This is a genomic window from Microbulbifer agarilyticus (genome assembly GCF_020171345.1).
Lineage (GTDB): Bacteria > Pseudomonadota > Gammaproteobacteria > Pseudomonadales > Cellvibrionaceae > Microbulbifer > Microbulbifer agarilyticus_D.
In genome coordinates, this window is the sequence record NZ_JAIUZM010000001.1 from 1,645,765 (window position 1) to 1,672,661 (window position 26,897).

25 protein-coding genes are annotated in these 26,897 nt (G+C 56.0%); 14 read left to right on the forward strand and 11 right to left on the reverse strand.

What is annotated here, in order from left to right; translation table 11 throughout:
- Positions 1 to 101 precede the first annotated feature (101 nt).
- From LCM31_RS06910 to LCM31_RS06925, 4 genes are all read left to right on the forward strand, one after another.
- The gene (locus LCM31_RS06910) at positions 102 to 842 is read left to right on the forward strand and encodes a 16S rRNA (uracil(1498)-N(3))-methyltransferase (protein WP_224868573.1); all 741 of its coding nucleotides are present in this window, start codon (positions 102 to 104) and stop codon (positions 840 to 842) included.
- A 13-nt stretch (positions 843 to 855) separates the two neighbouring features.
- Complete coding sequence (locus LCM31_RS06915; RefSeq protein WP_224868574.1) at positions 856 to 1,218, forward strand: hypothetical protein; 363 nt, start codon at positions 856 to 858, stop codon at positions 1,216 to 1,218.
- Positions 1,219 to 1,240: 22 nt separating this feature from the next.
- Positions 1,241 to 1,900, forward strand: a complete 660-nt coding sequence (locus LCM31_RS06920) for an HAD family hydrolase (RefSeq protein WP_224868575.1) — start codon at positions 1,241 to 1,243, stop codon at positions 1,898 to 1,900.
- A gap of 71 nt (positions 1,901 to 1,971) precedes the next feature.
- Positions 1,972 to 2,133 carry a hypothetical protein gene (locus LCM31_RS06925; protein ID WP_224868576.1) on the forward strand — a complete coding sequence of 54 codons (162 nt, stop codon included), beginning with the start codon at positions 1,972 to 1,974 and terminating at the stop codon, positions 2,131 to 2,133.
- Positions 2,134 to 2,145: 12 nt separating this feature from the next.
- Here LCM31_RS06925 and LCM31_RS06930 read toward each other — a convergent pair whose 3' ends face one another.
- Positions 2,146 to 2,898 (reverse strand): hypothetical protein, encoded by a 753-nt coding sequence (locus LCM31_RS06930; protein WP_224868577.1) that lies wholly within the window; start codon positions 2,896 to 2,898, stop codon positions 2,146 to 2,148.
- 246 nt (positions 2,899 to 3,144) lie between these two features.
- On the opposite strand from LCM31_RS06930, the gene LCM31_RS06935 reads away from it, so the two are divergent.
- On the forward strand, positions 3,145 to 3,798 hold the full coding sequence (locus LCM31_RS06935) for an OmpA family protein (RefSeq protein WP_224868578.1): 654 nt from the start codon (positions 3,145 to 3,147) through the stop codon (positions 3,796 to 3,798).
- Between the two features lie 41 nt (positions 3,799 to 3,839).
- Here LCM31_RS06935 and metF read toward each other — a convergent pair whose 3' ends face one another.
- From metF to LCM31_RS06955, 4 genes are all read right to left on the reverse strand, one after another.
- Positions 3,840 to 4,679 (reverse strand): methylenetetrahydrofolate reductase [NAD(P)H], encoded by an 840-nt coding sequence (gene metF / locus LCM31_RS06940; protein ID WP_224868579.1) that lies wholly within the window; start codon positions 4,677 to 4,679, stop codon positions 3,840 to 3,842.
- 63 nt (positions 4,680 to 4,742) lie between these two features.
- On the reverse strand, positions 4,743 to 6,119 hold the full coding sequence (ahcY, locus tag LCM31_RS06945) for an adenosylhomocysteinase (protein ID WP_224868580.1): 1,377 nt from the start codon (positions 6,117 to 6,119) through the stop codon (positions 4,743 to 4,745).
- Positions 6,120 to 6,192: 73 nt separating this feature from the next.
- A complete protein-coding gene (gene metK, locus LCM31_RS06950; protein ID WP_222248754.1) occupies positions 6,193 to 7,413 on the reverse strand; it encodes a methionine adenosyltransferase in 1,221 nt (406 codons plus the stop codon).
- A 140-nt stretch (positions 7,414 to 7,553) separates the two neighbouring features.
- Complete coding sequence (locus LCM31_RS06955) at positions 7,554 to 8,531, reverse strand: metalloregulator ArsR/SmtB family transcription factor (RefSeq protein WP_224868581.1); 978 nt, start codon at positions 8,529 to 8,531, stop codon at positions 7,554 to 7,556.
- Positions 8,532 to 8,852: 321 nt separating this feature from the next.
- Between LCM31_RS06955 and tkt the strand changes: the two genes are divergently transcribed.
- The 4 genes from tkt to LCM31_RS06975 all read left to right on the forward strand — a co-directional run bounded on the left by tkt (position 8,853) and on the right by LCM31_RS06975 (position 13,339).
- Positions 8,853 to 10,853 (forward strand): transketolase, encoded by a 2,001-nt coding sequence (gene tkt / locus LCM31_RS06960; RefSeq protein ID WP_224868582.1) that lies wholly within the window; start codon positions 8,853 to 8,855, stop codon positions 10,851 to 10,853.
- Positions 10,854 to 11,062: 209 nt separating this feature from the next.
- A complete protein-coding gene (gene gap, locus LCM31_RS06965) occupies positions 11,063 to 12,091 on the forward strand; it encodes a type I glyceraldehyde-3-phosphate dehydrogenase (protein ID WP_224868583.1) in 1,029 nt (342 codons plus the stop codon).
- Between the two features lie 4 nt (positions 12,092 to 12,095).
- On the forward strand, positions 12,096 to 12,578 hold the full coding sequence (locus LCM31_RS06970; RefSeq protein ID WP_318247433.1) for a tRNA-uridine aminocarboxypropyltransferase: 483 nt from the start codon (positions 12,096 to 12,098) through the stop codon (positions 12,576 to 12,578).
- 242 nt (positions 12,579 to 12,820) lie between these two features.
- Complete coding sequence (locus LCM31_RS06975) at positions 12,821 to 13,339, forward strand: peroxiredoxin (protein ID WP_224868585.1); 519 nt, start codon at positions 12,821 to 12,823, stop codon at positions 13,337 to 13,339.
- An 87-nt stretch (positions 13,340 to 13,426) separates the two neighbouring features.
- Here LCM31_RS06975 and LCM31_RS06980 read toward each other — a convergent pair whose 3' ends face one another.
- Positions 13,427 to 14,227: a DUF2884 family protein gene (locus LCM31_RS06980; protein WP_224868586.1), complete on the reverse strand. Its 801-nt coding sequence runs from the start codon at positions 14,225 to 14,227 to the stop codon at positions 13,427 to 13,429.
- 313 nt (positions 14,228 to 14,540) lie between these two features.
- Here LCM31_RS06980 and LCM31_RS06985 point away from each other — a divergent pair, with 313 nt between their 5' ends.
- Positions 14,541 to 17,111 carry a TonB-dependent receptor plug domain-containing protein gene (locus LCM31_RS06985; RefSeq protein ID WP_224868587.1) on the forward strand — a complete coding sequence of 857 codons (2,571 nt, stop codon included), beginning with the start codon at positions 14,541 to 14,543 and terminating at the stop codon, positions 17,109 to 17,111.
- Positions 17,112 to 17,241: 130 nt separating this feature from the next.
- Here LCM31_RS06985 and LCM31_RS06990 read toward each other — a convergent pair whose 3' ends face one another.
- Complete coding sequence (locus LCM31_RS06990; protein ID WP_224868588.1) at positions 17,242 to 18,396, reverse strand: pyridoxal phosphate-dependent aminotransferase; 1,155 nt, start codon at positions 18,394 to 18,396, stop codon at positions 17,242 to 17,244.
- 58 nt (positions 18,397 to 18,454) lie between these two features.
- Positions 18,455 to 19,471 carry a sulfite exporter TauE/SafE family protein gene (locus LCM31_RS06995; RefSeq protein ID WP_224868589.1) on the reverse strand — a complete coding sequence of 339 codons (1,017 nt, stop codon included), beginning with the start codon at positions 19,469 to 19,471 and terminating at the stop codon, positions 18,455 to 18,457.
- Between the two features lie 35 nt (positions 19,472 to 19,506).
- Between LCM31_RS06995 and LCM31_RS07000 the strand changes: the two genes are divergently transcribed.
- The gene (locus tag LCM31_RS07000) at positions 19,507 to 21,912 is read left to right on the forward strand and encodes a zinc-dependent metalloprotease (RefSeq protein ID WP_224868590.1); all 2,406 of its coding nucleotides are present in this window, start codon (positions 19,507 to 19,509) and stop codon (positions 21,910 to 21,912) included.
- 74 nt (positions 21,913 to 21,986) lie between these two features.
- On the opposite strand, the gene LCM31_RS07005 is transcribed toward LCM31_RS07000, so the two are convergent.
- The gene (locus tag LCM31_RS07005) at positions 21,987 to 22,802 is read right to left on the reverse strand and encodes a transglutaminase-like domain-containing protein (protein ID WP_224868591.1); all 816 of its coding nucleotides are present in this window, start codon (positions 22,800 to 22,802) and stop codon (positions 21,987 to 21,989) included.
- 9 nt (positions 22,803 to 22,811) lie between these two features.
- Positions 22,812 to 23,042 (reverse strand): DUF350 domain-containing protein, encoded by a 231-nt coding sequence (locus LCM31_RS07010; RefSeq protein WP_010132325.1) that lies wholly within the window; start codon positions 23,040 to 23,042, stop codon positions 22,812 to 22,814.
- Positions 23,043 to 23,209: 167 nt separating this feature from the next.
- On the opposite strand from LCM31_RS07010, the gene LCM31_RS07015 reads away from it, so the two are divergent.
- From LCM31_RS07015 to LCM31_RS07025, 3 genes are all read left to right on the forward strand, one after another.
- Positions 23,210 to 24,109, forward strand: coding sequence for an SPFH domain-containing protein (locus LCM31_RS07015; RefSeq protein ID WP_224868592.1), 900 nt, complete (start codon positions 23,210 to 23,212; stop codon positions 24,107 to 24,109).
- A 14-nt stretch (positions 24,110 to 24,123) separates the two neighbouring features.
- Positions 24,124 to 24,534, forward strand: coding sequence for a hypothetical protein (locus LCM31_RS07020; RefSeq protein WP_224868593.1), 411 nt, complete (start codon positions 24,124 to 24,126; stop codon positions 24,532 to 24,534).
- A gap of 117 nt (positions 24,535 to 24,651) precedes the next feature.
- Positions 24,652 to 25,029 (forward strand): hypothetical protein, encoded by a 378-nt coding sequence (locus LCM31_RS07025; protein WP_077407230.1) that lies wholly within the window; start codon positions 24,652 to 24,654, stop codon positions 25,027 to 25,029.
- 130 nt (positions 25,030 to 25,159) lie between these two features.
- Here LCM31_RS07025 and LCM31_RS07030 read toward each other — a convergent pair whose 3' ends face one another.
- A complete protein-coding gene (locus LCM31_RS07030) occupies positions 25,160 to 26,713 on the reverse strand; it encodes a S8 family serine peptidase (protein WP_224868594.1) in 1,554 nt (517 codons plus the stop codon).
- Positions 26,714 to 26,897: the final 184 nt, after the last annotated feature.

Genomic DNA, 26,897 nt, shown 5'->3' on the forward strand with positions numbered 1-26,897 from the left:
AGGGCCACCAAACGGCCTTATCCCGTATTCCTGTCTAGCTACAACTTCCTCTCTGCCTGTATTACTCTTCTCGCAATGTTTTCCTGGATCTGGAAGTTCCTTTGCGTATTCCTCGTATTTTTTCTTCGCAGCCTTTGGCTGGCCAAGCAGAGCTTCAACTCGATGAAGCGGCGTCGCGTCATCTGGTTAAGGTGTTGCGCCTGGGGCCGGGGCGTCCGCTTATTTTGTTTGATGGTTATGGCGGTGAGTACGCGGCCGAACTGGTTGAGGCGGGCAAAAAGGCGCGGGTGAAAATTGGCGCCTTTAGTGAGGGTGACAGGCAGTCGCCCCTGGCTATCACCTTGGCGATTGGTATTTCCCGTGGCGATCGTTTTGACTGGGTGATCCAGAAGGCCACCGAGTTGGGGGTGGCGCAGATTCAGCCGCTGTTTACCGAGCGCTGTGAGGTGAAACTTTCCGGTGATCGCCTGCTGAAAAAGCTGGGCCAGTGGCAGCAGATTGCCATCAGTGCTTGTGAGCAATGCGCGCGCAATCTGGTGCCGGAGATTTTACCGCCACTGAAATTACCGCAGTTGCTCGATCAGGCCAAGGACAGCGAGGCGCTGAAGCTGGTGTTGCACCATCGCACCGATGCGACCCTGGCGGAGCTGGAACAGCAATCCGGGCGCCCAGATGCCGCGCTATTATTGGTGGGGCCGGAGGGTGGCTTGTCGGCAGAGGAAATTGAGCTGGCACTGCAGCAGGACTTTCACCCGCTGCGGTTGGGGCCGCGGGTGTTGCGTACCGAGACGGCGCCGGTAGCGGCACTGTCGGTGCTGCAATATCAATGGGGCGATATCTAACAGGGAATACACTATGAAAGCTCTCGTTTGGTTGATTGGCGTTGCCATTACCGCCATGTCGATTCTGATTATCCTCAAGCCACAGATCGCGCGCGATCTCGGCGAGCGCATGAACCCGCAGATGTTTTACTTTGGTGCCTGGGCGCGGATTGTTATTGGCATTATCTTCCTGTTGATTTCCGATACCCGCAGTTGGGACACATTGTTCAATGTGCTGGGCATCTTGCTGGTGGTGATCGGTGCCTACGCGTTGCAGGCTGGTTATGAGCGCACCCGCGAGTTCGTACTGAATATTGCCCATGGCAATGAAAACGTTGTCCGTGTCGCGGGCGCTGCGGGTGTATTGATCGGCATCCTGTTAATCTCCGCAACCTGATAGAAGTAACACTGGAAGTAACATGGATAGCTTTGCCACCCAAACCCGTTTGGTTATTTTCGATTGCGATGGCGTGCTGGTGGACAGCGAATCGATCGTGTGTCGCGTGGTTGCCGAGGAAATGACGAAACTCGGTATGCCGGCAACCGCCGAGCAGTTGGATGAAGAGTTCAGCGGCCGCTCTACCCAAGACTGTATTCTCGACATCGAAACCCGTTATGGTGGCCCGCTGCCGCAGTCTTACTTCAATGCAACAGAGAGCCGTATTCGCGCCGCGTTCCACTCAGAGCTGGAGGCGGTGACCGGTATTCATGAGGTGCTGGACAAGTTACAGACCACAGACCTGCAAACCTGCGTGGCCTCGTCCGGTCCGCACGCGAAAATGCAGATCACGCTAAACAAGACCGGTCTGTGGGATTACTTTGCCGGGCGCATCTACAGCGCCGACGATGTCGGTCGCGGCAAGCCCTGGCCGGACCTGTTTCTGCACAGTGCGGCGCAGTTCAATGTGGCCCCCGAGCACTGCCTCGTGGTTGAGGATTCTATTGCCGGGGTACAAGCGGCGGTATCGGCAGGCATGCCAGTGATCGGATATAGTCAGCACGCTACACGCACGCGCCAACTGGAAGCGGAGGGTGCGCGGGTGATCAACGATATGCAGTTGCTGCTGGATTATTTTTGAGAAACACTGGAAAACTGACATACAGAAAGTAACTAAATAGAAAAATAACGAGGCAAAAAGAGACTAAAGCTATGAGCACCTTGAAAAGGATATTTATCGCCTTCGCGTGTCTGTTTGCAGCGATCGCTTGTTATGTATTCGGCATCCCGGCCGGCGGTGCCATCTTCCTTGTGCTTGGCATACTGCTGGAAGGGTTTTTCTGGTTCCAGCTAACCCGTTGCAAGCGGGCCTGACGTAGTGGGTCGCTACTCCGTCAATTGAACTTCCACCGAAGCGCTGCGCCGCGTATCCTTTTCATCCACAAAAGTCCGGGTGTAGCGCACCTCATTAATCCCCTGCGCCAGCAGTGACCGCACCAGGCCCGGCGGTAATTCAACGGTTTCTCGCAATGGCTTACCGGCCTGCGCGGTGACCGCTTCAGCAACCTCGTAAATCACTGTGTCGCCCACCAGAAATTGTCCGCTGGTGGATGTCGCGCTGATGTTGCCCAGGTCGCTATCCAGATTCCATGCCATCATCATTTGACGGGATTTGCCGCTCACGGTCTGTGAAGGTGGTGAGGCTTCTACCTGTGCCAGGCGACCGCTGGAGTCCAGATCAAACAGGATATGGTTGGAAAGGCTACCTGCAGGGCCGGCAAACACGCGGCGGTAGCCAACTCTTCTCACCCCTTTCTGATGCCAGCTGCGCGCCTGCACCGGAGAAATCTGTACGATCTCCGTCAGCTGACCGCTGTCGCCACTGAACTCGAGAATTTGGTCCACTACCGCAAGCTCTTCATTGTTATCCAGATTGACAAATACTCCGCGCGGTGAGGCGGCACCGCCCTTACTGGCAATGCGCCAGGTTACTTTCTCCTGATAGCCTTCACTGGCATTCAGCCAGGCATCTCCCGGATCGACGGTGACGATTTGCTGCGCGGTGACCTTGGCGTTAAATACCAGTGCCCAGGCAATAGCGGCAATGCCGAGGATAGTAAGCAGGAGCTGTTTGTTCATAGCCATCTCCCAGAGGGCTTGGGGCATTTTGTGAAGGTTAGAGTCCCTCCGGTCTTATCAGAAATTCGCTTGTGCATCGCGCAATCCAAAGGGTATATGGCCATAGCAAATGCTGGCTGGGGGCGTTCTCTAGTAGCGCCTAGGGTAGCAGCGCCTAGGGAATACTTTTCTCCGACTCTAGAATCGATAAAACGCTAGGCGCCTGTTTTCGTTGCGGGCGCCCGTTCTGGTTAAGGAGTTGGCCCCATGCCCCACGCATGTCCGAAGTCTTCATCGCGTACCCGTCGTAGTTATACCCACACAGTGTCGCCTGTTGTGTTCGCGATCATGCTTGCGACGGGCTGTACCGACCCCACCAAGAAATACACCCTTGATCCGCGGGATCTCGTGAGCAACGGCTTGAGCGAGCAAACCGCCCGCGCAGCGGCGCCATTTGGCGATGATATGGTGCGCTACTTGATGGGGCAGGCGCGAGAGCAGGGGGATACCTTTGTACTGACTGTGGATTTCATTCCCGGTGGCTTTGCTCCGAAGATGGATACGCTGGGGGACGTCGAGGCCCTGCTTGTCATCATGCGCGATTTTCCCGCACTCAAAATTGTGGTGGAGGGGCATACGGACAATGCCGGTGATCCCGACAAAAACCGCAAGCTTTCGCAGTGGCGTGCAGACTGGGTGCGTCAGTTTTTGCTGGAGCGAGGGATTGATTCCGGCCGAGTGGAAGCCGCAGGTCTCGGTGATTCCGATCCTATCGCGGATAATGCTACCCAGCGCGGGCGTGAGAAAAATCGACGGCTGGTGGTGCGGGTGATCGACTTTGACGGCAAGCCACTCAATGTGCGCCTGGGGTCGCCGAAGAAAGCTGGCCGAGACGGGGGAAGTGGAGCGCCAGCGAATTGAGAGTTGGCAGCGCCGCTAACGGCGCCGCCCGCGAAATGGAATCAGGCTTCTTGCTGCAACTGGAGTGCATCCAGAATACTGGCCGTCGGTCCCACCTGGTTCATGGTGTAGAAGTGCAGCCCCGGTGCGCCGCCCTCGAGCAGGGTTTCGCACAGGTCAGTAACCACTTCCAACCCCAACTTTTTCACATCTTCCGGATTGCTGAAACTTTCCATGCGGTATTTCAGCCAACGCGGAATTTCTGCACCGCAATTGCGCGAGAAGCGTGCCAGGTTGGTGAAGTTGGTGATTGGCATGATGCCCGGATAAATCGGCGCATCGATACCGGCCTTGGCGCACTGGTCCAGGAAGTAGAAGTACGCATCCGGGTTAAAGAAGTACTGAGTCAGGGCGCTATCTGCACCTGCGTCAAACTTGCCTTTCAGGTAGCGAATATCGTCGTCGTAGCTTTCTGCTTCCGGGTGAATTTCCGGGTAGGCCGCAACTTCCAGGTGAAAGTGGTCACCGGTATGGCGGCGGATAAAAGCCACCAGTTCGTTGGCATACACCAGCTGGGCGACTGCACCCATACCGGAAGGCATGTCACCGCGGAGGGCCACGATACGATCGACACCGGCTCCCTTGTAGCGGTTCAGCAGGCCCAGCACGATCTCTTCGTTGTCGCCGCCAAATGACAGGTGTGGCGCAATGGAAACCCCCTTTTCCCGCAGGCCGCACACAATATTGGCGGTGGTATCGCGAGTGGTGCCGCCGGCACCGTAGGTAACGGAGAAAAACTCCGGGTTAAATACTTGCAGTTGCTCGCGGGTGTTCTTCAGTTTCTCCCGACCCTCTTCGGTCTTGGGGGGGAAAAACTCAAAACTAATACGTAAATCACTCATTGTTCTTTTCCGTTCCCTCGGATACCGGTCGCGAGGGTGGTGCGCGACCGGTCCTGAGGCATCTTAATACTTGTAGCTTTCTGGCTTGTACGGGCCGTCAACCGATACGCCAATGTATTTGGCCTGGTCTTCGGTCATGCGTGTGATTACACCGCCAAAGCCCTCGACCATGTACTTGGCCACTTCTTCGTCCAGGTGCTTCGGCAGTACTTTTACGTACAGCGCGGACACTTTCTGGTCTGCGGGCAGGTCGGCAAACTTTTCCTTGTACAGATGGATCTGTGCCAGTACCTGGTTGGCGAAGGAGCCGTCCATGATGCGGCTGGGGTGGCCGGTGGCGTTACCCAGGTTCACCAGGCGGCCTTCGGACAACAGCAGCAGGTGATCGTTGCTCGCCGCGTCGCGCACAATCTTGTGCACCTGCGGTTTTACTTCCTGCCATTCCCAGTTTTCGCGCATAAACGCGGTGTCGATTTCGTTATCGAAGTGGCCGATGTTGCACACCACTGCACCGGACTTCAGCGCCGCCAGCATGTGCGCGTCGCACACATTCACGTTGCCGGTAGTCGTCACGATAAGGTCGGTATTGGCGAGCAGGGCGCGGTCGATGCAATCTGCGGTGCCATTGTTCTCGCCGTTGATGTACGGGGAAACCAGTTCGAAACCGTCCATACAGGCCTGCATGGCACAGATGGGGTCAACCTCGGTCACTTTTACGATCATGCCTTCCTGACGCAGGGACGCGGCTGAGCCTTTGCCCACATCACCGTAACCAATAACCAGCGCCTTCTTGCCGGACAGCAGGTGGTCGGTGCCGCGCTTGATGGCATCGTTCAGGCTGTGGCGACAACCGTACTTGTTGTCGTTTTTGCTCTTGGTTACGGCGTCGTTCACGTTGATCGCCGGCACCTTGAGGGTGCCTGCCTTCAGCATGTCCTGCAGGCGGTGTACACCGGTGGTGGTTTCTTCACTGATGCCGTGACAGTTGTCCAGCAGCTCGGGGTACTTGCGGTGCAGCAGTTCAGTGAGGTCACCGCCGTCATCGAGAATCATGTTTGGCTGCCAGCCAGCGGCGTCTGCGCCGATGGTGCGTTCCAGGCACCACTCGTATTCCTCTTCGGTCTCACCTTTCCAGGCAAATACCGGGATTCCGCGCGCGGCGATGGCCGCAGCGGCGTGATCCTGAGTGGAGAAAATGTTGCACGAAGACCAGCGCACCTCTGCGCCGAGCGCCACCAGGGTTTCAATCAGCACCGCGGTCTGGATGGTCATATGGATGCAGCCCATGATGCGGGCGCCTGCCAGCGGCTGCTCCGCACGGTACTTTTCACGCAGGGTGATCAGTGCCGGCATTTCGCCTTCGGCAATTTCAATTTCCTTGCGGCCCCAGTCGGCCAGGTTGATGTCTGCAACCTTGAAGTCTTTAAATTCGGTGCTCATTTGGTTCACTAGTTAGATCCTTGAGAATTTTCTTGGAGGCCCGTGCGGGCCTCTGTATTCGGTGTTTTTTTGATTAGAAGCCCGCTTGAGCGCGCAAGGTTTCCGCTTTGTCGGTTTTTTCCCACGGGAAAGCGGTGAAGGTCTCTACCTGTTCCTTACCGTTGCTGTCGATCCACTTGTAGCTGTGCTCGAACGGCTCGCGGCCGAAGTGGCCATAGGCAGCAGTCAGCTGATACATGGGGTGCAGCAAGTCCAGCGCATTGGAGATTGCGTAGGGGCGCAGGTCGAAGTTTTCCCGCACCAGTTCGATCAGCTTTTCGTCGCTGATGTTGCCGGTGCCGAAGGTGTTAATAGAAACAGAGGTCGGCTCGGCGACGCCAATCGCATAGGAAACCTGGATTTCACAGCGCTTGGCGAGACCGGCGGCGACGATATTTTTCGCTACGTAGCGGCCTGCATACGCTGCGGAACGGTCAACCTTGGATGGATCCTTACCGGAGAAAGCGCCGCCGCCGTGACGGGCGGAACCGCCATAGGTGTCCACGATGATTTTACGGCCGGTCAGACCGCAGTCGCCCACAGGTCCACCGATCACAAATTTGCCGGTCGGGTTGATGTGGTACTTGGTGTTTTCATGCAGCAGGTCGGCCGGCAGCACGTGGTGCACGATCAGCTCCATAACCGCTTCGCGCAGATCTTCCTGGGACACTTCTTCGTTGTGCTGGGTAGACAGCACTACCGCGTCGATCGCACAGGGCTCGCCCTGTTCGTTGTAGCGGAAGGTAACCTGGCTCTTCGCGTCTGGGCGCAGCCACGGCAGCAGGCCGGACTTGCGCGCTTCTGCCTGACGCTCTACCAGACGGTGTGCGTAGTACACCGGGGACGGCATGAAGGTCGGGGTTTCGTCGGTGGCATAGCCGAACATCAGACCCTGGTCACCGGCGCCCTGGTCTTCCGGTTTTACCCGATCCACGCCCTGGGCGATATCCACAGACTGCTTGCCGATCACATTGATTACACCACAGGTTTCACCGTCGTATCCCACCGCAGAAGAGGTGTAACCGATATCGGTGATTACCTTGCGCACCAGGTCTTCCAGGTCGACCCAGGCGCTGGTGCTGATTTCACCGGCAATAACTGCGATACCGGTTTTTACCAGGGTTTCACAGGCAACACGGGCGTTTTTGTCGCGTGCCAGCAGGGCGTCCAGTACCGCATCGGAAATCTGGTCGGCGATTTTGTCTGGATGGCCTTCGGAGACAGATTCCGAAGTAAAAATGCTGTATTCACTCATGCTGAGTTCTCCTATTGCGCTTGGCGCGCTTCCGTTATTCCTATGCTGGCGCGGGGAACTGCGGTTTCTCCCGCCGACACTGCCTAGTACTTGGCTAGTACGTAAATGGTTTGCTGCTTGAAGACGTTTTTTGGGAATTGTCAGGGTTTCACAAATTCCTGAATTTGAATTTGGAAGCCATTGCGCAGCGCGCTGTGCACACTGCGCCCTTTGCTCAGGCCTGCGTCCGACGCCCATTCGATCAACTGCTGGGGCGCGAAACCTAACCACAAGTCGCCGCAGGCATCCCGTGCCCAGTCCTGCGCGTGGTCGTGCAGGTCGGTAATCAGTAGCTGCCCGCCGGCCCTTAAAGACTTTTGCAGATCGTGAAAAATCTGCGCGGGATCTGGCGTGTGGTGCAACACCATATTCACCACAATGCAGTCCGCACTCTCCGGGCGGGCTGCGGCGGCACGTGTGTCATCACACACGAACTCGATATTCTGCAGGCCCTTTTCATCGGAAAACGCCTGCGCTCGCTCGAGCATGGTCTGGGAAAGGTCCAGCGCGGTTACCGTGCCGAAGCGACTGGTCAGCTCTTCCAGGAACTCTCCCTCACCTGGGCCAACCTCGAGCGCGTGACGGCCGGGTTTCAGCAGCTGTGCTACCTGTGGCCCATAGACGCTATAACTGGCGATCAGCTCCTGCTGTTCGCGGAAGCGGTTGCCGTAGTCGGCAAAGAAGCGGCGCGAGGCCTCGGCACGCTCGGCGGCAACCTGGGCCACGGTGGCGGCGCGGTCAGCGGCCAGCGGCAGCTGGTCGAGACCACTGAACAGTTGCTGGAGGAGGTCGCTGTTGGCGGTGCGCCGGTAGAACAGGTTGTTGCCCTCGCGGCGTTTGCTCACTAGTCCAGCCTGGGAGAGCACCTTCAGGTGGTGCGACAGTGCCGGCTGGCGCAGGTCGAAGATGTGGCACAGCTCCAGCACGCTGTAGGAGTCCTGCGCCAGCAGGCGCAATATCTCCAGGCGCAACGGATCGCCGGCGGCCTTCAGGGTCGCCGCCAGTTGCGGAATCTGGTTGCTGGTATGTTGTTTGTCATCCCCGGCCGCTTGGCTGGAGGCACTATTGGACTCAAGCATGGCGGGGAGTCTAGCAGTGCTTTTGATCTATATCAAAAATTTTTGATTTAGCTGTATTTAAAAAAATTGATGCAGATGGGGTGAATTCCATGGAGAATCCCGCGGGTACAGCTGGATTGCGATTTGTTAGGAAAATGTTGCTGTGCTGAAGGAAGAAACGAACCCTTAGACTTTACGCCCCACCGGGTAGTACGGGAAAATACGCCCCCCGTTTTGCCGGACAGCATAAGCGCCGGCAGAAAGGTACCGCGGCATACTGGCCGTCAGAGCCGGAACCGCAGCGCATCTGATGAACCGAAGATCCCAAACCGAGAGATCCCTATGTCTTCTACTCCGTCTCGCACAGAAAAGGCTAACGCCATCCGCGCCCTGTCTATGGACGCGGTCCAAAAAGCCAACAGTGGTCACCCTGGCGCCCCCATGGGCATGGCAGATATCGCTGAAGTGCTGTGGAACGACTATCTGAAACACAATCCGGCCAACCCCGAGTGGGCGGATCGCGACCGCTTCGTGCTGTCCAATGGCCACGGTTCCATGCTGCTGTATTCCCTGTTGCACCTGGCAGGCTATGACCTGTCCATCCACGAGCTGCAGAACTTCCGTCAGCTGCACGCCAAGACCCCGGGTCACCCGGAATACGGCTATGCCCCGGGCGTAGAAACCACCACCGGCCCGCTGGGCCAAGGCATCACCAACGCGGTGGGCATGGCGCTGGCCGAAAAAGTGATGGCAGCCCAGTTCAACCGCGATGGCTACGAGCTGGTGGACCACTTCACCTACTGCTTCTTCGGTGACGGCTGCCTGATGGAAGGCATCTCCCACGAAGCCTGCTCCCTGGCCGGTACCCTGGGCCTGGGCAAGTTGATCGGCTTCTACGACGACAACGGCATTTCCATCGACGGTGAAGTAGAAGGCTGGTTCACCGACGACACGCCGAAGCGTTTCGAATCTTACGGTTGGCACGTGATCCCGAACGTAGACGGTCACGATTCGGCGGCGATCAAGGCGGCGATTGAAGAGGCGCGCGCGGTAACCGACAAGCCCACCATCATCTGCTGCAAAACCGTGATCGGCTTTGGTTCCCCGAACAAGCAGGGTCGCGAAGAGTGTCACGGCGCACCGCTGGGCCACGACGAAATCGCCCTGGTGCGCGAAACCCTGGGCTGGAAACACGAGCCTTTCCACGTACCTGAAGACCTGTACCACGCGTGGGACGCGCGCGCCAAAGGCGAAGCGCAGGAAGACGAGTGGAAAGACATCTTCGAAGACTACAAAGACGCTCACCCGGAACTGGCTGCCGAATTTGAACGCCGCATGAGCGGCGAGCTGCCGGCGGACTTCATGGCCAAGGCCGACGAGTACATCAAGCAGTGCCAGGCGGATGCCGAGAAAATCGCTTCCCGTAAGGCCAGCCAGAACAGCCTCAATGCCTACGGCCCGCTGCTGCCGGAATTCCTCGGCGGCTCCGCTGACCTCGCCGGCTCCAACCTCACCATCTGGTCGGGTACCAAAGGTGTAAGCGCAGACGATGCCTCCGGTAACTACGTTTACTACGGTGTGCGCGAATTCGGCATGAGCGCCATCATGAACGGTATCGCCCTGCACGGCGGCTTCGTACCTTACGGCGCGACCTTCCTGATGTTTATGGAATACGCCCGCAACGCCGTACGTATGGCCGCGCTGATGAAGCAAAAGGTCATCTTCGTTTACACCCACGACTCCATCGGTCTGGGTGAAGACGGCCCGACTCACCAGCCGGTAGAGCAGCTGACTGCTCTTCGCGCCACCCCGAACCTGCAGACCTGGCGCCCCTGTGACGCCACCGAGTCCGCGGTAAGCTGGAAAATGGCGATCGCCCGCAGCGAAGGCCCCAGCGCGCTGATCTTCAGCCGTCAGGGCCTGGCCCCGCAGGCGCGTACCGATGAGCAGCTGGCCAACGTTGAAAAGGGTGGTTACATCCTGCGTGATTGCGACGGCGAACCGGAAGCGATCATCATCGCCACCGGCTCCGAAGTCGAACTCGCCACCGCCGCTGCCGAACAGCTTTCCGGCCGCAAGGTGCGCGTTGTCTCCATGCCGTGTGCCGAAGCTTTCTCTGCACAGAGCGCCGACTACCGCGAATCCGTACTGCCGTCTTCCGTGCGCGCCCGCGTTGCCGTGGAAGCTGCGCACAAGGACTACTGGTATAAGTTTGTCGGCTTTGACGGTGCCATCATCGGTATGGAAACCTTCGGTGAATCCGCACCGGCTGGTGACCTGATGAAGCACTTCGGCATCACCACCGATAAAGTGGTTGAGGCTGTAGAAGGTCTGCTGAAGTAAAACGTTCGACTCCGCAGCAAATGAGCGGGGTCTGAATCGCAGGCTGGGTATCGGATGCGGATTTTCAGGAGCGTCGCAAACAGGAGGTTTGCGCCGCAACGCCCAGGGATGGGTTTACAGTGATCCTGAAAATCCGCATCCGGTAGCCAGCCGCCACCGCACGACAACCGAGCATTGACCAAGGGCGGTGGACATAGCCCGAGGTATACATGCCCAACCCGATAAGACTCGCGATCAACGGCTACGGCCGCATAGGACGCAGCGTTCTGCGAGCCCTGTACGAATCCAACCTGCGCGATCAACTGCAGATCGTCGCCATCAATGAGCTGGCCGATTGTGCCACCATTGCCCATCTCACCAAATACGATACCGTCCACGGTCGCTTTATCGGCGACGTTGCCGTGCAGGACGACACCCTGCTGGTGAACGGCGACAAGATTTCCGTAACCCATTACAGCGAGCTGGAAGACCTCGACTGGCGCTCGCCTCAAGTCGACATTGTCCTCGAATGCACCGGCAGTTTTACCGAGCGCGAGCGCGCCGAACTGCACCTCCAGGCCGGAGCGAAAAAAGTCATCTTCTCGCAGCCCGCGAAAAACGACGTCGATGCCACCATCGTCTATGGGGTTAACCACAGCACGCTGAGCGGAGAGGAAACCATCATCTCCGCCGCTTCCTGCACCACAAACTGCAGCATTCCCGTAATTGCCGCGCTGGACAGCGCCTTTGGCATTGATGCAGGGGTGATCACCACCATCCACTCGGCGATGAATGATCAGCCGGTGAACGATGCCTATCACCACACCGATTTACGTAAAACGCGCTCAGCCATCGGCTCTATCATTCCCGTGGATACCGGGCTCGCCCGCGGCATCGAACGCATACTCCCGGAAATGGCCGGCAAGTTTGAAGCCCAGGCCATGCGTGTACCCACCATCAACGTTTCCGCCATCGATCTCTCGGTGCAGCTGCATCGGTCGGTCACCCAGGCGGAAGTCAATGCCGTGCTCAAGGCTGCAGCGCAAACCGGATACTGTGGAGTGCTTGGGTACAGTGAAGAACCGCTGACTTCGTCCGATTACAACCACGACCCGCGCTCCGGCATCGTCGATGCCAGCCAGACTCGAGTGGCTGGGGGCAAGCTGGTCAAGGTGTTGATCTGGTTCGACAACGAGTGGGGCTTTGCCAATCGTATGCTTGATGTGACCCGCGCCCTGCATGGGCAGTCACTTACATAGCCACGTGGAGATCATACTGCTTACCCATGAGCGTGAACTGGCCAAGCCCACAAATACCGGCAAGTTAGCGCTGGTGGGGGAGGCGGCAGCCGTAGTGCGCCGTGTGGTATGGAAGCGCACCGAGCCGGATGTGCAATTGCTGCAGCTTTTGCAGCGAGCTGATACGGGGCTGGTATATCCGGCTAGCGAAGTACACGGAGGGAATGCCTCTACGGAACCTCTCTCCGTGGAGGATTGCCAAACGTTTATTCTGCTGGATGCGACCTGGCAGGAAGCGCGCAAAATGTTTAACCGCAGCGCCTACCTGAATAGCGCCCTCCGTGTTGAGCTGACACCCGGTCGCCCATCACGTTTCAATTTACGTCGCAACCAGCGCGACGGCGGCCTGTGTACTGCCGAGTGTGTGATTGAAATCCTGCGCCGTAAAGGTGAGCTTGTTGCCGCTGCTGATCTGGAAGCACGCTTTTCAGAGTTTCTGGCACGCTAGAATGTCATTCTCGTGTCTACCCGCGTCCCGCAAGGCACCTGCGTGATTGGATAAGCGTGCCATAGTAGCGTAGAGCGTAGAGCGTGAGGCGGTTCCTGATCCGAATTGCACAAAAAACCGTATTCTCCAGAGGACTATCCATTGAAGACTGTGGGGAAAAACCCCACACTGACCGTGGACAAATAATTATTGAGTAAGGCAGACCTGCCTTTTTAGTCGCAATTAAGGTTAAGGAGAGGAAAGTGAGAGCATTGTTTTTTTTGGTGGCGCTATTTGTTGTAACCATTCCAGCAATGGCACTCGAGGTGGGAAGCCCGGCGCCGGAGTTTTCTTTGAAGGCTTCCGATGGAAAAACCTACACGCTGTCCGATTTCAAGGGCAAGCAGGCGGTTGTGATTGCCTGGTATCCGAAAGCCTTTACCAAAGGTTGCACCATTGAGTGCAAGTCGCTGGCTGAAAATGGTGATCTGATTCGTGCTTATGACGTGACCTATTTCATGGCCAGTACTGACGACCTGGAAGACAACACCAAGTTTGCCGAAGAGATGAAAGCAGACTTTCCCCTGCTGAGTGACCCCACCGGTGAGGTCGCCGAGGCCTACGACGTGAAAATGCCGGTACTCAATATGGCCAAACGTGTGACTTTCTACATTGGTAAAGATGGCAATATTTTGAAGATTGATCGTGATATCCAGCCTGCCACCAGTGCCCAGGATATGGCACAGACCCTAGGCGAGCTGGGTGTGGATAAAAAATCCTGACCGCCCAATAAAAAAGGCCGCATACCTTTAGGGGGATGCGGCCAAACACTTGGGGAGTGTTAGGAGTCTCGCTCTCGAGGTGGTCCGTTAACCTCGGCGATCGAATTTAATCAGGTCGAGCCCATTCAGCTCTGGAATGGCGCGGTGTAGCTCGGTCTCGAGCGTGTCGAGAGATTCCATTTGCGCGCACAGCGTATCTGCGCGGGCTTCCAATGCTTCCGCTTTTTCTTCTACTAATGCTTCCGCTTCTTCTGCCGCCGCTTCGGCGCGAGCCTCTACACTACGGCCGCCGGTAAATACCGCCTTCATCGCGTGCCAGGCGATCTTGCCGGCAGAACGGGTTGCCAGTGCTGCGATGCGTGGTTCCAGTTCTTCTTCAAGGGTGCTTTCCAGTACCCCTTCCACCCACGGGGTGCCAAATGAGTAGACATCGCCTGGGTGCTGCAGCTTGGCGATAACCTCGCTGCGGATCAGGCTGGATTCGTGCAGGAAGTATTCGGTATCCGGGTCGTCGGGCCCCGCCAGGGCCGTCAATGCAATGCCCAGCCCCTCCAGTGCCACGTCGACTGCGGCAACTGCCAGCAGGGATACCTCTTCGCCGGTGTGGTGCAGTTGCTGTTGGTATTGCTGCATCAGCTTTTGCTGATCCGCCGTCAGAGTCAGGCCATCATCGCCCACAGCCAGCTGATCTGGCTTGCTGAATGCAATCAGTGGTGTCAGGTCGTTTTCATCACGCACCTCCAGGAAGTCCGGCCCAACGGTCACCTGATGATGCATGGAAACATTGCAGCTATTGCCATCATGGGAAATGGACATATCTTCCGCCGCGAAAGTGACGGTTGCCATGGTGGCCAGGGCGGCGAAAGTAAAGGGGAGTATCAGCTTCATCGGGAATTCCATAACAGGTGTTTTGGGTATGACACATCGATGAGCGTATTTGGATGCACCGCCCGGTAAAAAATCTGGCACACATATTGCTCGTGTCAGAGTAACTGATCACCAAATACTGATGTTCACGGATATCGCTCCGGATATTGTGCTGAATATTGCGCCGCAAACCGCGTCGCGCCGTTAGAGAACCAAAAAAGTTACCCGTAAGTTTGCAAGCACTAATCGAGTGCGCCGCAGGGGGTTCCTTTGCCCGAAACAAATTCATCAAGAAAAAAAAGTTATGGCAATCGCAAAAAAAAAGGGGTCACCAATGAACCACAAATCTCTTAAACAGAAGTCTCTCAGTTATGCAGTAGCCGCCATTATCGCCAGTAGTGCGATGGCATCCAGTGCGCCAGCTCTGGCGGAAGAAATCGAAGAGGTCGCGGTAACCGGAATGCGGGGAAAGCCGCGCTCGGTCTCGGATTCGCCGGTGCCGGTGGATGTGTTTGGCAGTGACGCGTTGGAATCGGTATCGCACACGGATACAAACGATGTTCTGAAAACGCTGGTCCCCTCCTATAACGTATCTCGCCAACCCATCAGTGATGGAGGAACCTTTATCCGGCCGGCGCAATTACGGGGTATGCCAACGGATAAAACTCTCGTACTGGTAAATTCAAAGCGTCGGCATCGCGCGGCGCTGGTGGAAATTGGCGGTTCCGGCACCCAGGGCCCGGACATCGCAACCATCCCCAGCTCTGCCTTGAAGTCGGTCGAGGTGCTGCGGGATGGTGCGGCTGCACAATATGGCTCGGACGCGATCGCGGGCGTGATCAACTTTATTCTCAAGGACAATGCCGCGGGCGGCTCTTTTGGATTGCGTACCGGTGAGTACAGTGAAGGTGATGGCTTCCAGTCCACTGCAACTGGCAATGTCGGTATGCCCCTGGGTAGTGCTGGCTTCCTGAGTATCTCCGCGGAGGTCTCGCAGCAGGACTTCACTTCCCGCAGTGAACAGTACTGCGAAGCCTGGTTTTGTCTGGAAGAGCAGGACCCGGAATTTATCGAAGCGGCAAAAACTGCCTCATTGGAAGGCGATGTTGTGCAGCCTTGGGGGCAGCCAAACGCGGAAGCTGCACGCATGTTCTTTAACGCTGGTTACGATGTTGCCGACGGCCTGCAACTTTATGCGTTTGGTAACTACTCCGAAAGCGAAGCCGACGGCAGCTTTTATTATCGTTACCCGAACAATGGCACCATTATGGATCTTCGCACCGAAGATGGTTCCATTTACAGCCCGCTGGAGAAATTCCCCGGCGGCTTTACCCCAAGATTTTTCGGTGACGTCACCGACTATTCGGCAGCATCCGGGGTAAAAGGCGAGACCACTTCCGGACTACTGTACGATTTCAGTGCGCGCTACGGTTACTCGGAAGTTGCGTACACCCTGAAAAATACTATCAATCCATCCATGGGGCCCGACAGCCCAACCAAATTTAACCCCGGAACGCTCGCCAATGAGGAAATGCAGATCCAGGCAGACTTTTCCAAAGAGTTGAGTATTGGCCTACCCAGTGATGTGACCGCGGCCTTTGGCTTCAGTTATATGGATGAGTCTTATGAGCTCAGCGGCGGTGACGCCGATTCCTACACAGCGGGACCCTACGCGACTCAGGACCCATGGGATTTCTGTAGCGCGAACGGCACACCCACAGCTTCAGGGCAAGCCGTCATCGATAACGGTTCAACCCTGGACTGTAGCCTGAACGGCGGCGACCCGGTATACACGGTGGTGGGCGTCGGCTCAAATGGCTTCCCCGGATACGCGCCGGAGTACAGCGGTAGCTACTCCCGCGATTCCTACGCGGTGTATGGTGACTTGAGCACGGATCTTTCCGATCAATTGTTTGTACAGGCCGCAGTACGTTTTGAAGACTACTCCGATTTTGATTCAGAGCTGGTCGGTAAACTGGCCATGCAATATGACGTGACCGACAGCATTGGCCTGCGTTCATCCATTGGCACCGGCTTTCGTGCACCCACCCCAGGACAGCAGGGCACCACCAACGTGTCGACCCGCCTGCCGAATGGCTTCCCGGTTGCCACCGGCCTTTTCCCGGCCAGTAGCGATGTCGCTGCGGCATTGGGTGCGGAGCCTCTCAAACCGGAGACGTCCACCAACTTTACCTTTGGTATGACGGCTGATTTCGACGATCTCAGTTTGACCATCGATTTCTATCGCATCGATGTTGATGACCGTACTTATGCGATCTCTACCCTGGATGTATCTGCCGATAGTGGAAGTGGCTCCGCATACGACAACTACCTGGCGCTAGTCGATGCGGGCGTTGTTGGTGCCGAGTCCATTGGTGGGGTCTTCTATTTCAGCAATGCGTTTGATACCCGCACCCAGGGTGTCGATCTGGTCGCGACGTACCCGTTAAGCTGGGCCAATGAAAGCACTACCAACCTCACCGCATCGGTGAATTACAACAAATCGGAATTTACTTCGGATCCATCGGACTATCTGAATGATGAGGACCAGTACGATTTTGAAAACTTTGAGCCAACACTGCGCGGCGCGGTGACTGCAACTCACGACTTTGGTGCGCTGTCCTTTATGGCGCGTGCAAACTGGTACGGCAGTTACAAAAATTCGCAAGGTTCCGATGGTGGCCTGATTTACCAAGCCTATGATTCAGTGGTGCAGGTGGATTTGGAAGGCAAATACCATATAACGGATAACACCAACGTGAGTCTTGGTGGCCGCAACATTTTTGATGAGTACCCGGAAAAAGATGCACTAGGTGACTACTGTTGTGGCCAACTTTACCCATCGGACACCGTGGTGGATTGGCAGGGAAGCTTCTACTATATGAGCCTGAACCACGACTTCTAATTACGTTGTTTGTCTTAGCACTTTTGATCCCCGCAATGCGGGGATTTTTTTGAATTGAGTTTTTACGGCGGAAGCGCAGACATAAAAAAGGCCAGCATAGCTGGCCAGTGAGCGAATCCAACGGAAAGCATCAGCTCATACGATGCAGTACCTTGGGTAGTGCGGCGGTATATTTCTCCACATCCTCCAAATGCCCCATGCTGACCCGCGACCAATTGGTGTAATCGCGATAAATGCCTCTTATCAGTACGTTTTCCTTGGCCATTTCTGCGCGGAAAGTTTCCGCATTCAGATCTCCGAGGTTCACAAACATAAAATTGGTCACTGAGGGGAGTGCGGAAAGTCCATGCTCTTTCAGTGCCGCAGTGACCATCTCACGGGCTTCCAGAACTTTTGTGCGCGAGTAATCCATAAAACGATGGTCTTCGTAACAGGCAATCGCAGCAGCAAGACCGGCCTGATTCAATCCGTACCAGCCGAGCCCATACTTTTCCATCTGCTCGATCTTTTCCGGCTGGGCAATCAGATACCCGACGCGCATGCCGGCCAATCCGTAAATCTTGGAAAACGTACGTGCGACGATAATGTCGTGCCCATCCTTTACCAGAGGTATTACTGTATTCAGATCGCTGTTGTCGGTGAGTTCGTTGTACGCCTCATCGGCCAGAACGGTGCATTTCTTTGATGCCTTGATACAAAAATTGCGCATAGCTTCCGGGTTGATCAGCATACCCGTCGGGTTGTTCGGATTGGTCACCTGAACCATGGAGATGCTGTCATCGATAGCGTTGTACATGGCATCGAGATCAATGGCCAGGCTTTCCAGTTTTGGCAGTCGTTTAATCTCACCAATACTCTGAATCTCAACCACGCGCGATGTGGTATCCCAGAACAAGTCTGGTCCGAGAATATTCCCGGTCTGCGCCGCAGTGATTGCCGCGGCAGCGAGTCCGGCGCTGGAGCCAGAGCCGAGTGTGACATGCTCCGGGGTCAAACCATGTCGTTCAGCAATCATGGTTTTCAGGCGCATGACGCTGTCATAGACGTAATAGGCCCCTTTTTGGCTTGCCTCCATCATTGCCTTGAGTGCAGCCGGACTTGGCCCGTAGGGGTTTTCGTTAGCATTGAGTTTTGCGACGCCTGGAGGCGGACCATATAGTGGCGTTGGGCGTGTTATTTCTTTGGCGCTTGCGGCCAGGCTGGCTGTGCTTGTCGCCGCCAGAGCGGCGGAGACGCCGGCCGTCGCCCCCTGTAGAAATAACCTTCTGCTGAGCGATTTATGCATTATTTTCCTCCCGGTAAGGTCAATGGTGGTGCATTTGATTGGCACCGTGTTTTGTCGGTCAGGCCTTGGCAAACATCGCCATGGACACTGCTATCAAATAAACGCCAAACAGACGCTTGAGGTGCAGCTCGTTCAGGCTGTGCGCCCAGCGCGCACCGATGGGCGCAGAAATAATTGAAAAAATTGAGATGGCGATCAGTGCCGGAACATTGATATAGCCGATGGAACCTATTGGCAGGTCTGGTGCGCCCAGGCCCATCAGCAGGAAACCGATGGCGCCTGGAAGCCCGATAAGAAAACCAATACCCGAAGCGGTTGCCACAGCTTGGTGCGCCGGTCGATTGCACAGCACCATGGTCATCACCGTTATGGTGCCGCCGCCGATGCCGAGTAAGGAAGAAAATCCCCCTAGAAAGCTTGCCAGGCTCGCACGGGCAAATCCTGTGGGCATTTCAAGCTTGCCCTTTAGACCGTCGAACAAATTGGGGAAAAGAAAATAGATGGAATACAGCAATACACCCCCGGCAAACACATAGATCAGACTTTTGCTGTCGGTAAAGGATGCGATGTAGAGGCCTGCGCCGACCCCCAAAACGATCCATATGGACCAGTCCCGTAATACCTTAAAATCTACTGCCCCGCGTTTACTGTGGGCCTGCACCGAGCGTGCCGAAGAAATTACAATGGAGGCGAGTGAGGTGCCTACCGCGACGCGCATCATTTCGTCGCTGGCACTGTGCAGGAAAGGGAACACCGCTAGTAGTGCAGGAACCACTACGAACCCGCCACCATTTCCAAATAGTCCCGCGGTGATACCTGCAATCAAACCTGCAGCGCAAAGCAGTAGGATAAATAGAGAAATTTCCTCGAAACTCATCGGCTCCCCCAGATTGTTCTTCGTTGAACAGGTTGTAAAAAGCATTAACCGTGCCAACGAGTGCGGATGGATGGTGGGGGTGCCCGTTCGGAGGGTGAAGCGAGTGTTTTTGAAGATCAGTGGAAGTCGCGGTACCAAATCACAGGCTTTGCATGGTATGCGGTGAACTGGATTTGTGCGGATGGTACTCTTCCGCATTGTCTAACAATGACCAATATGTTTTTGGGGGGACCATGCCACGTCGGTCGATTATTGCTGTTGTTCTGTTAATAGGTGCCTTATCTCTCAGCGTTTTTTCACGCGCGGAGTCAATTGCCACAATCACCTCCGGTATGGAGCGGCAGCAGGGGCTGTTTGATTACTTCTGGGACCCCCAGCAGGGGCGGCTGTTACTGCAGGTCGATGCGTTCGACCGCGAGCTGCTCTTGCTCACCGGGCTCGCGCAGGGGCTGGGGTCCAACCCGGTTGGCCTGGACCGTAACCAGGTGGGCGAAAGCCGTGTGGTTAAATTTGAGCGGGTGGGCAACAAGGTGTTGTTGCACCAGGTAAATCTGAAATATCGGGCCCTGTCGGATAATCCGGCAGAACGTCGCGCCGTATCCGAAGCCTTTGCGTCCTCGGTGATTTGGGGGTTTAAGGTACTGGCTGAAGAAGGGGGTGCGGTGTTGGTGGACTTCACTCCGTTTGTCTTGAGCGACCAGCACGGTATTACTGCACGGCTCAAGCAGGCTGGGCAGGGCAGCTACAGTCTGGATAAAGATCGTTCTGCGATCTACCTGCCGCGCACCAAAAACTTTCCGCAGAATAGTGAATTTGAGGCACAGCTCACTTTTGCCGGCAGTGATCCGGGCCAATACATGCAGGAGGTGGTGCCGACCCCACAGCTCGCCACCTTACGCCAGCATATTTCTCTGGTGGCCCTCCCGGACGACGGTTACCAGCCGCGACGCTTTCACAGTAACTCCGGGTATTTCCCGCTGATTTTCCGTGACTATGCCACCGCCATCGACCAACCCATGGATCAGCGGCTTATCTTCCGGCATCGACTGGAGAAGCGCCCGGGCAGCAACGAGCCTGTAGAGCCGATAGTGTATTACATTGACCCGGGTGTGCCGGAGCCGGTACGCAGTGCCCTGATCGATGGCGCAAGCTGGTGGAATGACGCATTTGAGGCGGCCGGCTTTGAAAACGCTTTTCAGGTGAAGCTGCTGCCGGAAGGCGCGGATCCACTGGATGTGCGTTACAACGTGATCAACTGGGTGCACCGCTCCACCCGCGGCTGGTCGTATGGGTATTCGATTTATGATCCGCGCACCGGTGAAATTCTGAAGGGGAATGTCACCCTAGGGTCCCTGCGGGTACGCCAGGATTTCCTGATCGCTCAGGGCCTGTTGCAGCCCTATGGCAACAAGGATGCGGATACGGAACAGCTGAAGGCGATGGCGCTCGCGCGTATTCGCCAGCTTTCCGCCCACGAGGTTGGTCACACCATCGGCCTTGCGCACAATTTTATTTCCAGCACGGAAGATCGCGCGTCGGTAATGGACTATCCAGCCCCGCTGGTCACTTTGGCTGGCAGCAAGCTCGATGTGGAGAATGCTTATGCATCGGGTATTGGCGTCTGGGATAAGCTGGCGATCCGCTATGGCTACGGTGTGGCCGAGGGTGATGAAACGGAATATCTCGACAGTGTGCTCGAAGAGGCGCAACAACAGAAGCTGCGCTTTATTACCGATCGGGACTCTCGCAGCATCAATAATGCCCATGCTTATTCCCATCTCTGGGATAACGGGCGTGAGCCGCTGGACGAATTCCAGCGGATGACCGAGCTGCGCAAACACGCACTGGAGAACTTTGGTCCTGCAGCCAACGTGGCGGATTCTGCACGCTCGTCGCTGGATGAAACCTTGGTGCCGGTGTACTACGGCCATCGCTACCAGGCCGAGGCGGTCGGCAAGCTGATCGGCGGGCTGGATTACGACTACCTGTCGAATGACGCGGGTGACGCGAGTTACCAACTGGTATCCGCAGAACAACAGCAGCAGGCGATCGATGCGCTGGCGCAAACCCTGCGGCCGGAGTTCTTAACCCTGCCGGAGCGCGTACTGAAACTCTTGCCGCCCAAAGCGTTTGGCTACAGTCGCAGCAATGAAAGCTTCCCCGCTTACACCGGGGTGGCATTTGACGGGATCGCCATGGCGGAAGCAGCTGCAGGGCATACCTTCTCCATATTGCTTGACCCCCAGCGTGCTGCCCGTCTGCAGGAGCAGCAGGCGCGTCGCGGCGATGGCCCCGGCTTCAATACCCTGCTGGCGCAGCTTACCGAACAGTCATTGACGAGCGGGCAATACACCGGGCTCCAGGCGGCCATCCACCAGCGGGTTAACCACGTGTATATCCACCACCTGATGTTACTGGCAGACAACAAGCAGGCACCGGAGTCCGCCCGCGCGCGGGCGAATTTCGAACTGGCTAAATTTCAGCATGCGATCGGCGCGATGAAATTGTTTGGCGAGGATCCACACGGATACAACGCCCACTATTATTATGAGGCAAACCGTATCGCCGCGTTTATGGATGGCGAATTGAAGGTGGAGAAAGGAGATCTTAAACCGATGCCACCGGGCTCGCCGATCTAGGCCGGACAGCGACAAGAACTGGGGGAAATGTGCAGAGCCGGTAATGCTTGATGCTGAAGATTGCCGGCGTACTTTTATCCGCGAATAAATTGTGACTTTCGAATCCAGTGATCGCCGCGGTAGCGGCGCGTCGGCGCTGCGGTGGTTTTCGCCCAGAAGTAATCGCGGTTGAACTGGAATTCCACTTCATAGCCTTCGGTCAGTGCGGCGAGCGGCATGGCTTGCCAGCTGGCCTGGCGACGTTTACTGGTGGCCTCGAGCAAATACTCGGTGTTATCCACAATGGCCACGACCCAGGCGTGGCCCTCACCCTTGTAGGTTCCCAGTGCCACTCGCGCATCCACGCCCAGATTAATCAGCCAGTCGGCCAGCAGGATCGCATGGTCTTCGCAATCGCCGCGCTTCTGGTAATACGCCTGGCGCGAAGTCTGCCAGATATCGGCGAGGCCGGCGTATTGCAGATGGTCGTACTGGTATTCCTTGCGGACCGCCAGAGTGTACAGCGGCACCCATAAAGCCTCGGTCTCAAATGGCTGGAAACCCACCAGGTAGCTGTTGGCAAAGTGGTGCTGGCTGTCCAGCCCGCGGGCGGAGGCGGTCACCGCCTCGATGCCCTGCCAGTTCCAGATAGAGATATAGCTGCTCTGCTGCTCACTGCGTTTCGACACCGCCTGCTGCACCATCGTTTCGGTGAGTGGGGAGTAGCTACCGGCAATCTTTACGATCCCTTTCTGCTCATCTTTAACCGCATCCGTACCTTTTTCACTCTGCATGACCGCGAGCTGGTGCTGCTGCAGGGCGTGCTCGGCGGGCAGAGCCTGCCAGTGCCGCACCAGTTCCGGCAACATCATCAGCAAACCCATGGCCAGATAGAAGAACAGGGATCTCACGGTGATGCCCTAGCCCTTGAGGCCGAAAGAGATGATCATTGCAACGAAGATCAGGATGGTTGAGGCAAAAATGGCCACGGCGACATTGCCATTTTTAAGTTCGCCCTCGATATCCACATGCTTGAGCAGCTTTTTATCGATCAGCAGCAGCGCAACCATGCCGATCAGCAGCGCGAGAATGGTATACAGCAGGTTCAAACCCAGATTAAACAGGGTCGCGGTAAGAAATTCAGTTTGCATCTTGATGGATTCCGAAAACGGCGAGAAAGGGGTAATTAGATCACAGGCAAGTAGGTTTTTCTTGTGGGAGTTCTGCGGGGTGTACGTAGATTGAGCAACTTGCCCCGGGGTAAATAGCTCTTTAAGGTACTCGCCCGAGTGAATAATGAATTTAGGGATATATGGAAATGCCAAAGCTGTTGAAGTTGCCGGTCCTTCTTTTGATACTGCCTTTTCTGGGCCTGACTGCCTGCGCAGACCGGGTGGAGGTGCCGCCGGCACACGTCGGCAAGGTTCTCACCAAAAATGGCTATAAGCCAAGTACCGTGCCGCCGTCCAAATTCCGCCTGGATATGTGCCTGTTCTACTGCGACAAACTGGTGACCCTGGCGATTGCGGACTTCGGCCACCTGGAAAAATTCAAACTGTTTATGCCTAAAGATCAGCTCAATATGAGCTTTGATATCCGGATGACCGGGGCGGTAAACGAAAAATACATCGACAATATCTTTGACCGTATGCCTCCGCAGAATGGCAATATTTCCGTAAGCCAGGTGTACAACACCTATGCGCAGCCGGTTATTCGCGACGTGGTACGGCGGGTGATCGCCAAGTATTCGATCAATGAAATTGCCTCCAGCCGTGAAATGCTCAGCCAGGAGCTATTTTCCGCTGTCGCCTCCTCGCTGGATGGAACACCCATCAAGATCAAACGTCTGGGTATCGCGGATGTGCAGTTTCCGAAGGTCATCACTGAGGCCAAGGAGCGTGCCGCGGAGCGCCGCGAGCTGATTGAGCAGGAGAAGGCACAGTTTGAAATCCAGAAGATCCAGATGGAGCGGGATCTGGAACGGGAAAAAATGAACCGTGCGATTGCCCGTGAGAAAGCCATGGGGCAGAAAGAGGTTAATGACCTGCTGGCCAAGTCGGTTACTGACAAGTACCTCTCTTACCGCACACTCGAGGTGCTGGAGACCATGGCCGAGTCAAATAACAAGGTGTTTGTGCCGGTCGAAGCATTGGGCACTATTGGCTTGCAGCAGGCGGTGTTCTCCGAACAAATGAAACAGGTCGCGCGCAAGCGCTAAGTGAGGGCTGGCTGATGGAATTCAACTCACAGGTGGCCAACTGGCTGGCGGGTGCCCTCGGAGGGCTCGCCAGCTGGGTGGTTGTCGCGGCGTGTGTGCTACTGGTGCTGAATATTCTGGTGCGGATTCAGTTTTTGCGCCGCCGTGGCGAAGGACTGCACTGGCTCTTGGACCGTTCACTGGTCATTCGTCTGCTCAGTTTGCTGTTTTTTATCTGGGTTTTATTGGGTTTCAGCAGCAATGGACCGAAATTGGAGCTGGCGCCGGACTATAGTGACGAACAACAGGCCACCGAACGTGCGTTGCGCTCAGAGCGCGGTAGTGTAGAAAATTTTGCCCCGGAAAAGCCAGCGGCGGCACAAACGAGCCAACGTTTAGAGGAGCTGCGCGAACAGCAAAAACAGGAAAGCGAGCAGGAAAATTAATCTACGACTCATCCCCACTTTGAAGTCATTGCAACGGTTTTATTTTCAGAAATTCTGTTGGGATGCCCAGATACCGTGAATAGACTTCCGAACACATTGGGAGATGAGGAGATCATCATGCGTTACCTGTTACCTGTAGTTCTGTTTTGTTCCATTGCGGGTTTTGCCCATGCTCAAAGCACTATGACTCAGCTGCCCTCTGGCGCTCAGGAAGTGCAAATTTTGGGTAACACCTATTACAAAAGCGGTGACACCTTTTATCGTTTCAACGAGCAAGGTGGTTACTTCTATGAAACCAACCCGCCTCGTGTAATGGATCATCAGTCCACTCCAAATGCGTCTGTAGTGACTAATCCTGGTGTTGGTCTGACTTCAGACCAGATTGAGGGCTGTCGTAACGCTGCTGCGGATAAATCCAACGCAGTACCTAACCGAGGCAGTTCTGTGTACATCAATGAGTACAATCGCTGTATCGGCGATCTGCAACGTCAATAAGACGTTACTCGATGTGCCAGTGATTCTACCTGCTTAACTCTTTCAACTAGGTAGAATAAAAAGGCTTGCCGAATATCCGGCAAGCCTTTTTTGTTTACTGCTTTCAAGTTTGGAAGCGCAAAGCGCCTATTTATTGGGTGCAGTTTTTTCCACGGCAAGGCTTGTCATTGCCGTCATCACCACCGCCGCCGTTGTCACAGCCATTTGCCGCAAGATAGTCGGCCGCGGCTTTTGCCTGCACCAGACCGTATCCGTAGGCATTGTCGCGACCGGCGCTACCCAGGTCTTCTGCGGTGCTGACCAGTGCATTGCGGATCTGGCTTGCGGAACACGCGGGGAAGTGGCTCCATACCAGAGCGGAAACGCCGGCTACATGCGGTGTTGCCATGGAGGTGCCGTTAAAGAACGCGTAATCGCTGGGTTCGATCGCCAAGGTGGCACTGTCGCCGATCTGGCCTAGCAGTGCGGCGCCATCGGTATCGGAAATACCCGCAGACGGAATGCCGGTAACGGTTTCACCCATGGTGCCAAACAGCATGCCGGGCTCGTTGTTGTAGATCACTGCCGCGATACCGCCGCCGCTTTCACAGGCCTGCACTTTTTCAGCGAAGCTGATGTTGCCGCGAGAAATCAGGCACACTTTGCCGTTCGCGTTGGCACAGGCCGACTCGCCGAGGCCACAGTCAACGAGTGCACCGGTGGCGCTGCCCATAGGGCTTCCGTCCATACCGGCCGCTTCGACATCGCTACCGGCAACACTGAGGGTGGTCGACAGCCCCATACCCACAGGTACCGAAGACAATACGTCTACGCCCGGCCCGGACAGTTCAACCTGTCCGGTCTGTTGGGAGAAGTCCGCGACCAACTTGTTGCTGTCGATAGCCGCGACAGAAACAACAGCGTCATAAGACGCGGGATAGGAGTGGCGGGTATTGCCGTCGTTACCGGCTGCGGCGATCGACAGAATATTTTGGTTCGCATAAAGATCGGCAAAGGCGTTCTGCTCGGTGCGGGACTTTAAGGTGCCGCCGAGACTCATGTTGATCACGCTCGCACCGTTTGCCGCACACTCTTCTGCAGCGGCCACGAGAGACGAGGAATAGGCCCAGCCGTCTGCGCCAAACACCTTAACGATGTGCAGCTTGATGTTGGCGTTTGGCATTACGCCTACCACGCCTTTGCCGTTGCCGATGGCGGCAATGGTGCCGGCAACGTGCGTGCCGTGACCGTTCTGATCTTCGTACCAGTTGCCGGTGCCGCTATCGTAGTTACCGGTGACGGTGTTACCCGATAAGTCTTCGTGGCTGATGTCGTAACCGGAGTCGATAATACACACGGTTTGGTTGCCCGCGCTCATATCGCTCAGCTGGTCCGCCTGCACCATGGGGATGCCGAAGGGCACCGACTCAGACAGCGGATAACGCTTCACGTCCTCCTCGACATATTCCACGTTGGGGTTTTTGGCCAGCGACTGCGCCACATGGCTTGGCAGGTAGGCGGCCATGGCGCTGTGTTTTTCCAGTGCTTTGGCGGAACGTCCCCCACTTGCGTTGACCGCAGCCATTACTGCCGGACCTTTACCACTTTTATATTTCACGATGTAGCGCTGGTCTTCGCCATTGGCATTAGCGGTGGCGGAAAAGGCAATAAGCGTCGTGAGCAACGCGGAAAGCGTCTTTCTCATTTTTCTTTTACTCCAGGAAAGTTGGATACGAGATTATTTGATGATTGGTAGGTGACAGAAATCACGGTAAACATCGGGCGCCATCCCTGCCGTGGTTGTGAATGTAGCAGGCGCAGTCAGTGTGTAAGGGTGAGGATTTTCGGATCTGTGAATCTGTCGGCGAACTGCAGTTTTGAAGTTGAAA